This is a genomic window from Roseovarius sp. (genome assembly GCF_040223625.1).
Lineage (GTDB): Bacteria > Pseudomonadota > Alphaproteobacteria > Rhodobacterales > Rhodobacteraceae > Roseovarius.
The window spans coordinates 44,756-54,829 of the sequence record NZ_JAVKFX010000067.1 but is presented as its reverse complement, the minus strand read 5'-3'; the positions used below and the strand labels follow the sequence as shown (position 1 = coordinate 54,829).

At 68.3% G+C, this 10,074-nt stretch carries 7 protein-coding genes and 1 pseudogene; 1 reads left to right on the top strand and 7 read right to left on the bottom strand.

The features are described 5' to 3' along the window. Positions 1-119 (top strand): annotated as a pseudogene (locus RLN94_RS19075) (IS110-like element ISRfsp2 family transposase); the annotation flags it as partial. A gap of 139 nt (positions 120-258) precedes the next feature. Here the strand turns inward: RLN94_RS19075 and RLN94_RS19070 are convergent. The 7 genes from RLN94_RS19070 to RLN94_RS19040 are packed head-to-tail and all read right to left on the bottom strand — an operon-like array spanning position 259 to position 9,695. Next, positions 259-765 carry a hypothetical protein gene (locus RLN94_RS19070; protein WP_350132014.1) on the bottom strand — a complete coding sequence of 169 codons (507 nt, stop codon included), beginning with the start codon at positions 763-765 and terminating at the stop codon, positions 259-261. Further along, positions 758-3,541: a 2Fe-2S iron-sulfur cluster-binding protein gene (locus RLN94_RS19065; RefSeq protein WP_350132011.1), complete on the bottom strand. Its 2,784-nt coding sequence runs from the start codon at positions 3,539-3,541 to the stop codon at positions 758-760. Before RLN94_RS19065 ends, RLN94_RS19070 begins: the two co-directional genes overlap by 8 nt. After that, the gene (locus RLN94_RS19060) at positions 3,538-3,804 is read right to left on the bottom strand and encodes a sarcosine oxidase subunit delta (RefSeq protein WP_350132008.1); all 267 of its coding nucleotides are present in this window, start codon (positions 3,802-3,804) and stop codon (positions 3,538-3,540) included. The genes RLN94_RS19065 and RLN94_RS19060 overlap by 4 nt, the downstream gene beginning before the upstream one ends. 9 nt (positions 3,805-3,813) lie before the next feature. Beyond that, complete coding sequence (locus tag RLN94_RS19055) at positions 3,814-5,064, bottom strand: sarcosine oxidase subunit beta family protein (protein WP_350132006.1); 1,251 nt, start codon at positions 5,062-5,064, stop codon at positions 3,814-3,816. Next, on the bottom strand, positions 5,061-5,735 hold the full coding sequence (locus RLN94_RS19050; RefSeq protein ID WP_350132003.1) for a TetR/AcrR family transcriptional regulator: 675 nt from the start codon (positions 5,733-5,735) through the stop codon (positions 5,061-5,063). Before RLN94_RS19050 ends, RLN94_RS19055 begins: the two co-directional genes overlap by 4 nt. Next, positions 5,736-7,286 (bottom strand): trimethylamine methyltransferase family protein, encoded by a 1,551-nt coding sequence (locus RLN94_RS19045; RefSeq protein WP_350132000.1) that lies wholly within the window; start codon positions 7,284-7,286, stop codon positions 5,736-5,738. Further along, positions 7,287-9,695, bottom strand: coding sequence for a GcvT family protein (locus RLN94_RS19040; RefSeq protein ID WP_350131997.1), 2,409 nt, complete (start codon positions 9,693-9,695; stop codon positions 7,287-7,289). Positions 9,696-10,074 lie beyond the last annotated feature (379 nt).

Sequence of the window (10,074 nt, the reverse complement as noted above, 5' to 3'; positions counted from 1 at the left end):
AGCTGCAGGAGGCGGGAAAGCCCGTCAAACTCGCCATCATCGCCTGCGCCCGCAAGCTGCTCACTATCCTCAATGCCATGCTGCGGGATCAGAGGGAGCACCAGCCAGTGGCGGGATGAGAAAGACAGTTGCTACGGGTTTAGCTTCCTGCCCCGGGCCTGACCCGGGGCCTCTTGCGGTGCGAGGTCCCGGCTCGGAGGCCGGGACGGGGTTAATACCACGACGCGATGTGGCGCTCGCCCGGCTTGGCGGGTGGGGTCAGGTGTGGCTGGCGGCTTTCTCGAAATGTTGGATCAGCGCCTCGGCGTGGGCGCGGGGGACGTGGAGGCGGTAGGTTGTGCCGTCGTCCAGCCGGTAGAGGAAGACGCCCAGGCCGAAGAGGAGCCTTGCGACGGATCGGGAGGGGATGTCGGGGGTGATCTCGGCGCCGCGCTGGAGGAACGGCAGCGCGTCTCCGGTCAGGTCGAAGACGGTGTAGGCGTCGGTGACGTCGGAGGTGGCCTGTTGGGCGGTGTCGTTCCAGCCGTCGGGCGCCTCGGGGGCGTTGACCAGCAGGACGCGGTCGCGGCGGAGGATGGCGGCGTAGGCGCCGGCGGGGGCCGCGCCGGGCCAGTCGACGAGGGGGAGGTCGGTTTGTTGCAGGACGTTCGGGCCGGAGACGAGGGTCTGGCGGGTGAGCTGCACCCGCGTGAGTTTGGCCTTGCCTAGGTCGATGGGCGCGGCCGGGTCGCGGGGGGCGTCCCAGAGGGCGGTGTCGTCACGCATCGAGCCGGTCTCCTTCGGGGTCAAGGGCGCAGGGCGGGCTGACGGTGGCCTGTCGGGTCTTGCCAAGGTGCCATGCGGTGATGGTGTCGCCCATGCGGTCGGTGCCGTTTTCGAGGAGGGCGAGGGCGATGGGGCGGCCGAGCGTGGGGCTTTGGTAGCTGGAGGTGACGTAGCCTAAGGAGCGCGGGGTGGTGTCGTCGGTGATCAGGTGGGCGCCAGTGGGAAGCGGGGGCGTGCCGGAGGGGACGGTGAGGCCGACGAGTTGCTTGCGGTCGGGGGCGTTGGCCTTGTCGGTATGCAGGCTGCGGTCGCCCACGAAGGGGGTGGATTTCTTCAGGCGCGGGGCCGTGAACCCGAGGTCGTGCGGCATGGTTTCGCCGTCGGTGTCCTTGCCGATCATGAGGAAGCCTTTCTCGGCGCGGAGGATGGAGAGGGCCTCGATGCCGATGGGGCCGGCGTCGAGCGGTTTGGCGGCGGTGAGGAGGGCGTCCCAGAGGGCCGGGGCGTGCGAGGCGCGGATCGAGAGTTCGAAGCTGGTGTCGCCGGTGAAGCTGACGCGGGCGAGGCGGAGGGGGGTGCCGTTCCACGCGGTTTCGCGGAGGGACATGTGGGGCATGTCGTCGGTGTCGAGGTCGAGCGTGTCGAGGAGGGCGCGCGCCCGGGGGCCGGTGACGGTGAGGGTGGCCCAGTGCTGGGTGGTGTCGTGGATGAAGATGCGGTCGGGGTCGTTGCCGTCCTGCCGCCAGGCTTCGAGATGGGTGCGGACGGCATCGACATGGCTGGAGGAGCACGAGATGACGAAGCGGTTCGTGTCGAGCCGGGCGATGACGCCGTCGTCGAAGACGGCGCCGCCCTCGGTCAACATGAAGCCGTATCGGATGCGGCCCGGCTTCAGGGTGGCGATGGTGTTGTAGTAGACGAAGTTGACAAAGGCCCCGGCGTCGGGGCCGATGACCTCGATCTTGCCCAAGGGGGAGGCGTCGAAGATGGCGGCGGTTTGGCGGGCCATCAGGGCTTCGGATTGGGCTTCCTCTGCGGGGTCGCCTTTGCCGCACCAGCCGGGGCGGAGCCAGCCGCCGTAGTCGCCGAGGGCGGCGCCGGAGGCGCGGTGTTGGGGTTCGAGGGGCAGGCGCTTGAGGGGGGTCCAGAGCTGTTTGCTGTGCGCGCCGCGGTACATTTCGATGGGCACGGGCACGAAGGGCGGGCGGAAGGTGGTGGTGCCGATCTCGGGGATGGGGCGGCCCTGAATGGCGGCCATGGCGGCGAGGCCGGGCATGTTGGAGGTTTTGCCCTGGTCGGAGGCCATGCCGAGGGTTGTGTAGCGTTTCAGGTGCTCGACGGAGGTGTAGTTTTCGCGGGCGGCAAGTTCGACATCCTTGAGGGTGACGTCATGCTGGAAGTCGATCCATTGGCGGCCGGGGCTGCCCGGTGTGGGCCAGTGGGGGGTGAGGTGGTGTTTCGGGTCGGGGCGTTTGGTGGGGGTGCCTGCGCCTGTGGCGCGGGCGTGTTCGAGGGCTTCGTCGGTTTCGAAGGTGCCGTTGGCGGCGCCGGTGGCTGTCATGTTCGCCGGTGGCGTGCCGGGGAGGAAGGCGTTGCGGTGTTCGCACCAGTCGAGCTTGCCGCCGGCGTGGCGCCAGAGGTGGACGAGCGGGGTGAGCCCGCCCGAGGCGAGGATGGTGTCGGCTGGGTGGGTTCGGTCGCCCGCTTGCAGGGCGGTGAGGCGTTTGCCGCCCCGGGCGCTTAAGGGGCTTTGGGCGGGGTCGACGCGGGTCACGTTGGCGCCGGCTTGGGTGAGTTGGGCCGCGAGGGTGTCGGCCTGCGGGGTGGTGGCGAGGAGGGCGATCTGGCGGCCGGGGAGGGTGGCGTAGCGGGCGAGGTATTCGGCGGCGGCGGCGACGGCCATGATGCCGGGGCGGTCGTTATTGGCGAAGGTCAACGGGCGGTCGATGGCGCCGGTGGCGAGGATGATGCGGTTGGCGCGCAGGCGGATGAGGCGGGGGGCGGTGCCGAAGGGGCCGTTCTGGGCGAGGCCCACGAGGCCGTGGTCGTAGATGCCGAAGGCGGTGGTGTGGGTGAGGATGCGGCCGCCTGCGGATTGGATGGCGGAATGGCGGGCGGTGATCCAGTCGGAGGTGGGGATGCCTTCGATATCGGCCAGTTGGTGAGCGGTGCCGCCGAGGTCGGCGTGGTCTTCGACGAGGAGGACATCCTGCCCGGCCTGGGCCGCCGCCTCTGCCGCGGCGAGGCCCGCCGGGCCGCCGCCGATGACGATTGTGTCGCAGCGGTCGTGGGATTGATCCGAACTGTAGGTGTCGAGGTGGTCGGGGGAGACGGCGCCGAGGCCGGCCATGCGACGGATCATTGGTTCGAAGAGGTGCCAGTCGGGCCACATGAAGGTCTTGTAGTAGAAGCCTGCCGCGAACCAGCGGTGGAAGAGGTCGAGGCCGGCTTTCACGTCGAACCGGGCGGAGGGCCAGGCGTTGACGGCGCGGGCTTGCATGCCGTCTTGCAAGTATGTGGTGGTGGCGAGGCAGTTGGGGAAGGTCTGGCCGTTCAGGGTGACGGACATGATGGCGTTGGGCTCGTCCACCCAGGCGCCCCAGAGGCCGCGGGGGCGGTGGTACTTGAAGCTGCGGCCGAGGATGCGGGTGCCGCTGGCCAGCAGGGCGGACGCGATCGTGTCGCCTTCGAAGCCGGTGTGGGGTTTGCCGTCGAAGGTGAAACGTAGGGGTTTCGAGCGGTCGATGAGGCCGCCGGTGGGGAGGCGGAGGGTCATTGCGGCGCTTTCCGGAGGGGGTGGGTGGCGTAGACCTCCATGGTGACGCTGTCGCGTTCCATGAGGAAGAGCTCGGCGCAAGGGAGGTGCATCCAGACTTCGCGTGTGCGGCCCTTGTCGTTGCGCTGGGCGTGGAGGTAGGCGGCCCAGGTTTCGGCGCTGACTTCGCCGGTGGTGTCCGGGCGGGTCTTGCCGGCCTCGGCGGCGAAGTGGAATTCGCGCTCGTCGCGGGGGCCGCAGAAGGGGCAGGTGAAGATCTGCATGAGGGCCTCCTAATGCGCGATGCCCGAGGCGGCGCCTTCGTCGATGAGGCGGCCCGTGGGGAAGCGGGTGAGGTCGAAGGGGCGGCTGAGGTCGTGGTGAGTGCCGGTGGCCATCAGGTGGGCGAGGAGCCAGCCGCCGGCGGGGATGGATTTGAAGCCGCCGGTACCCCAGCCGCAGTTGAGGTAGAGCCCGTCGAGGCCGGAGGGGCCGATGATGGGCGAGCTGTCCGGGGTGACGTCGACGATGCCGGCCCAGTGGCGCAGGAGTTTGACCTTGGCGAGCGCCGGGACCATTTCGGAGAGGCCCGCGAGCACGGTTTCCTGCATGGGCAGGTTGCCGCGCTGGCCGTAGGATGGGACGCGGTCGAGCCCGCCGCCGATGACAAGGCCGCCCTTGTCGGACTGGCTGAAATAGGTGCCGAAGGGCGGGGCGAGCCAGACGGTATCCATCACCGGCTTGAGGGGTTCGGAGACGAAGGCTTGCAGGGCGTAGCTGGTGATGGGGAGTTGCAGGCCCGCCATCTGCGCGATGACGGAGGAGTGGCCGGCGGTGGCGGCGCCGATGACGCCTGCGCGGATCGGGCCAAGGGAGGTTTCGACGCCGACGCAGCGGCCGGCCTCGGTGATGAAACCCGTGACCTCGCAATTCTGGATGATGTCGACGCCGCGTGCATCGGCGGCGCGGGCGAGGCCCCAGGCGACCGCGTCGTGGCGCCCGGTGCCGGCGCGGGGTTGCAGGACGCCGCCGTGGATCGGGTGGCGGCAGTCGGGGCGGGTGTTGGCCAGCGGGATGCGTTTGAGCACCTGGTCGCGGTCGAGGAGTTCCGCATCGACACCGTTGAGGCGCATGGCGTTGGTCTGGCGGGCGGCCATTTCCATGTCGTGCTCGGAATGGGCGGTGACGATCATGCCGCGTTGCGAGAACATGATGTTGTAGTTGAGGTCGCGAGACAGCCCCTCGTAGAGCTTCACGCCGAAATCGTAGAGCGCGGCGCTTTCGGGGTAGAAGTAGTTCGAGCGGATCACGGTGGTGTTGCGCCCGGTGTTGCCGCCGCCGAGCCAGCCCTTTTCGAGCACGGCAACCTTGGTGATTTTGTGGTTATTGGCGAGGTAATAGGCGGTGGCGAGGCCATGCCCGCCGCCGCCGATGACGATGGCGTCGTATTCCGGTTTCGGCGCGGGCGAGCGCCAGGCCTGCGGCCAGCCCTTGTGACCGCGCAGCCCTTCGCGGAAGAGGGTGAAGGCCGAGTAGCGTGTCACTGCTTGCCGTCCTGGGCGTGGGCATAGGCGAACATGGCGGCGAGTTCCTCGTCGGAGGCCTCCTGCCCGGTGAAGCCCTTGAGGTAGCCCGCCAGCCGGTCGCAGCGGGCCTGCATCGGTTCGCGCACGTCGAGGGCGTGGTAGCCCAGCTGCATGTAATAGAGGATGCGGGCGCGCACGTCGGCCTCGTAGGGGGTAAAGCCGTGGCGTTCGAACATCTGTGTCACGGCGGCAAGGCGGGAGCGGTCGGCCTCGTCTATGCGCTGGCGGACGGTGCCGTCGCGGCGGGACCATTCGCGCACGGCGAAGTCGAGCCCACGGTCGAATAGGTCGGGGTTGAGGAAGCATTTGAAGAAGTTGCCGACCGCCTCGGTGATGGAGGCGGCGGGCAGTTCGCACTGGGCGACGATGGTGCGGGTGTTGCGCGCCTCCCAGTCCTCGAGCAGGGCTTCGAGCAGGTGTTTGCGGCTTTTGAAATACCAGTAGAAGCTGGAGCGCGAGACGTCGAGCCGCTGGCCGAGGGCGAGCACCTTGACCTCGGCCACGCCGTCGCTGACCAGCACGTCGCGGGCGACGTTGAGCCAGTCTTCGCGGGTCACCTTGACATGGCCGACGAGCGGTTCCTTCTCGGGGTCGTCGCGGTGCAGGATCGGCAGGTCTCGCTTGCTCATTCAGCTCTCCGGCGGGGCACCGCCGGCGGCGGTGCGGTTGGCGATGTCACGATGCATCGCCTCGAGTTTAGCCTCGTCCATCGCCGGGCGCACGTCATCCTGAAGGATCTTTTTCCAGATGCCGGTGGCGCGCTCGCTGGCGGTGCGGCTGCCGTTCTCTTCCCACGTGCCGTAATTCGACCAGTCGGCGACGAGGGGCTGGTAGAACTCGGTCTGGTAGCGGGCCATGGTGTGGGCGCAGCCGAAGAAATGGCCCGACGGCATGACTTCGCGGTGGGCATCCAGCGCGATCTCGTCCGGGCCGGCCTGGGTCGCGGCGCACATCTCGGCGACCATCTGCAGGACTTCCAGATCGGTGATGATCTTCTCGTAGGAGACGGTGAGCCCGCCTTCGAGCCAGCCGGCGGCGTGGATGATCGTGGTTGCCCCGGCCATGAGGCAGCCCCAGAGGCCGAACTGGCTTTCATTGGCGGCCTGCGCGTCGTTGACGTTGGCCGCCGAGCCGCCGGCGCAGCGCCAGGGCAGGCCGATCAGGCGGGCCATCTGGCCGGCGGCGAGGGAGGCTTTGAAATGCTCGGGCGTGCCGAAGGCCGGGGCGCCGGACTTCATGTCGACGTTCGAGGTGAAGGTTCCGTACATGACCGGCGCGCCGGGGTTGGTCATCTGGGTGAGCGCGATGGCGGCGAGCGCCTCGGCATGGGAGAGGGTGACGGCGCCGGCGACGGTGATGGGGGCCATGGCGCCCATCAGGGTGAAGGGGGTGACGATGGACAGTTGCCGGTGTTTGGCGAAGTCGATGAGGCCCTGCGCCATCGGCGTGTCGATGACGCGGGGGCTGTTGGTGTTGATGACGGTGTAGCAGTGGGGGTCGGCTTGGAAGTCGGCGTCGGTCAGGCCGCGGAAATCGCGGAGGATCTCGAAGCTTTCGGTGACCTGCGGCGTGCCGCGGGCGAAGACGAAGGGCAGCTTGTCGGAGAGGGAAAGCTGCGTCTCCATGGTGAAGTAGTGGCGGAGATGCGTGTCGATATCCTGCGGCTCGACCACGGGGGGCATGAGATGGAGGACGTCGAAATGCTGCACGATCTGGACGAATTCGCGGAAATCGCGGCCCGTGCCGGGGCGGCGGCCGCGTTCGAGATCGGTGGCATGGGGGGCACCGGCGCCGCATTGGAAGGTGAGCGTGCCGAGTTCTAGGAGGAGGTCGCGCTCGCGCGTGGCGGCGCGGGCGGTGATGGATTTGGGCGCGGTGGAGAGCGCCTCGGCGATGATGTCGCGGCCGAGGTAGACCATCTGGCTGGACTCGTCGACGCGGGCGCCGGCGCGGGCGAAGATCTGGCGGGCCTCGGGGAGGAGGACCTTGATGCCGAGCTCTTCGAGCATGGTCAGCGCGCTGTCATGCATCGCCGCGATCCGGTCGTCGGAGAAGACGGCCATCTGCGGGAAGGGGTTGCGGAGTTGGCGGTAGTTGACCTGACGCTGGGCGGGGGCGCCTGCACCGCCGTCGCGGGCGCGGCGGCGGCGGGAGGTGCGGCCTCGGGTTTCCTGTTCCATCTAGGCCCTCATGGCCTTGCCGGAGGGGTCGTAGGGCGAGGGGGCGATGACCTTCGCGGGCCGTTCGGCGCCGACGATGTGGACGGTGAGGTCGGTGCCTTCCGCCGTGGCGGCGCGGTCGAGCATGGCCATGGCGAGCGACTTGCCGGTGGTGTGGCCATAGCCGCCGGAGGTGACGAAACCCACGCGCTTGCCGTTCTGCCAGACGGGCTCGAACCCCGAGGCGTCGGCGTCTTCGGCGTCGATCTCGAGGGTGACGATGTGGGTTGAGGGGCCGCCGCTGTCGCGTTCGGCCTGGGCCGCCGCCTTGCCGATGAAGTCGGGCTTGTCCCACGCGATCCAGCGGTCCATGCCGGTTTCGGCGGGGGTGTAGCCCTGGGTGAATTCGGCGCTCCAGATGCCGAAGCTCTTTTCGAGGCGGAGGCTGAGCAGGGCGTTGAAGCCGACCTCGCGAAGGCCGAGATCGGCGCCGGCTTGGAGGAGTCGCTTGCGGAGGCCGATATGTTCGGCCGCGGAGCAGTGGATCTCGTAGCCCAGCTCGCCCGCGACGGAGAGGCGGCCCACCTTGCAGCGGTAGAGGCCGATATCGAAGGTGCCGCAGCCCATGAAGGGCAGCTCGGCGATGGGGCCATCGGTGAGTTTCTCGACGATCTTGCGGGCGTTGGGGCCGGAGACGCCGAAGCCCACGGTCGCGTCGGAAATGTCGCGGAGGGTGACGCGTTCGCCCATGTGGTCGTGGAACCAGCGCATGTGCCATTCGCGCAGGTAGTAGGAGCCCATGAGCCACCACGTGCCGTCGCCCCAGTTGAAGACGGTGAGGTCGCCCTTGAGGCGGCCATCCGGCGCCAGCATGGGGGCGAGTTTGGCGCGGCCCGGCGCGGGGAGCTTGGAGGCGAGGAGGTGGTCGAGCCACGCCTCGGCGCCCTCGCCCTTGACCTCGAAGCGGGAGAAGCCAGAGATGTCGAGCAGGCCGGCGGTGTCGCGCACCGCCTTGCATTCCTCGGCGACGATGGGGAAGGCGTTGGAGCGTTTGAGGGTGGGTCTTTCCTCGAAATCCTCGGAGGGGGCGAAGTAGAGGGGCAGCTCCAGCCCCCAGCTTGCGCCCCAGCGGGCGCCGGCGGCGGTCATGTCGGTATAGGCCGGGGCCATCTTGAGCGGGCGGCCGGCGGGGAGCTGTTCGTTGGGGTAGGTCATCACGAAGCGGCGGGTGTAGAACTGGCCCGTGGTCTGGCGGATGAATTCCTTGTTCTCGGCGAAGTCGCCGTAGCGGGCGACATCCATGCCGAAGACATCCGCTTCCGGCTCCCCGTGGATGATCCATTCGGCAAGCGACTTGCCCACGCCGCCGCCTTGCAGGAAGCCCGCCATCACGGCGCAGGCGCACCAGTAGCCGGGCTTGCCGCGCACGGGGCCGACGAGCGGGTTGCCGTCGGGCGAGAAGGTGAAGGCGCCGTTGACCCAGGACTTGATGCCGGCCTCCTGCAGGACGGGGTAGCGCTGGAAGCCGAGGGTCAGTTCGTTCTCGATGCGGTCGGGGTCTTCCTGTTGCAGCTCGAACCCGTATTCCCAGGGGGCGCCGTCCATCATCCAGTGCTGGTGGTCGATCTCGTAGATGCCGAGCAGCATGCCCTTCTGGTCCTGCCGCATGTAGGTAAAGCCTTCGAGGTCGACGACGAGGGGCAGTTCCCTGTCGAGCGCGGCGATCTCGGGGATGGTGTCGGTGATGAGGTAGTGGTGGTTGAGGGGCGAGACGGGCAGTTCGATGCCCGCCATGCGGCCGACCTGCTTGGCCCAGAGGCCGGCGGCGTTGATCACGTGTTCGGTCTGGATGGTGCCTTTCTCGGTGACGACTTCCCAGCCCTCGGCGGTCTGGTTCAGCTCGAGCACGCGGTTGTGCTCGATCACCTGCGCGCCGCGTTTCTTGGCCGCGCCCGCGTAGGCGTGGACGGTGCCGGTTGTGTCGATATAGCCCTCGCGCTCGGCCCACATGCCCCCCAAGATGCCGTGGGTGGACATGATCGGGCAGAGCTCGCCCGCCTCCTCCGGCGTGATGAGGTGGACATCCTCGATGCCGATCGACTGAAAGGTGCGGTAGGCCGATTGCAGCCATTCCCAGCGGTCGGGGGTGCCCGCGAGCGTCATGCCGCCGGTCATGTGCATGCCGACGGACTGGCCGGATTCCTTTTCGATCTCGGAGAGGAGGTCGATGGTGTAGGCCTGAAGCCCGGCGATGTTGGGGTCGGCGTTGAGCGCGTGGAAACCGCCGGCGGCGTGCCAGCTTGACCCGGCGGTCAGAACGGAGCGTTCGATCAGGCAGACATCGGACCAGCCTTCGCGGGCAAGGTGGTAGAGAACGGAGGCGCCGACGACGCCCCCGCCGATGACAACGACGCGGTAGTGAGATTTCATGGCACGCTCCCTGTGCTGGTCCGCCGCGGTGCAGCGACTCGCGGGCGGAGTCTATACAGTTATGTCCAATGGTCAGAGCATGGCTGGACAGGTTTGTCTAGGGGGAGGTTTTTTTTGGGGGGGGCGAAGAAGTTGCTGTGCCCGGAGTCAAGGCGACCCCGGGGCTCGCCGCCGGGCAGCGCCCGACCGCCCCCCGGGCGGGCGCTTCTGCGATGGATACATGCAGAGCCATCGTCAGATGCGGGCTGCGCGATAAATCAACCATCATGGGCGTTGGTGCGCCCACCCGCGGTCGGGCGCTGCCCGGATTGGTGGCTTTCGGTGGGATCGTGAAAAGCCAGAATTGAAGAACCCCGACCTTGAGCCGGGGTTCATCTGG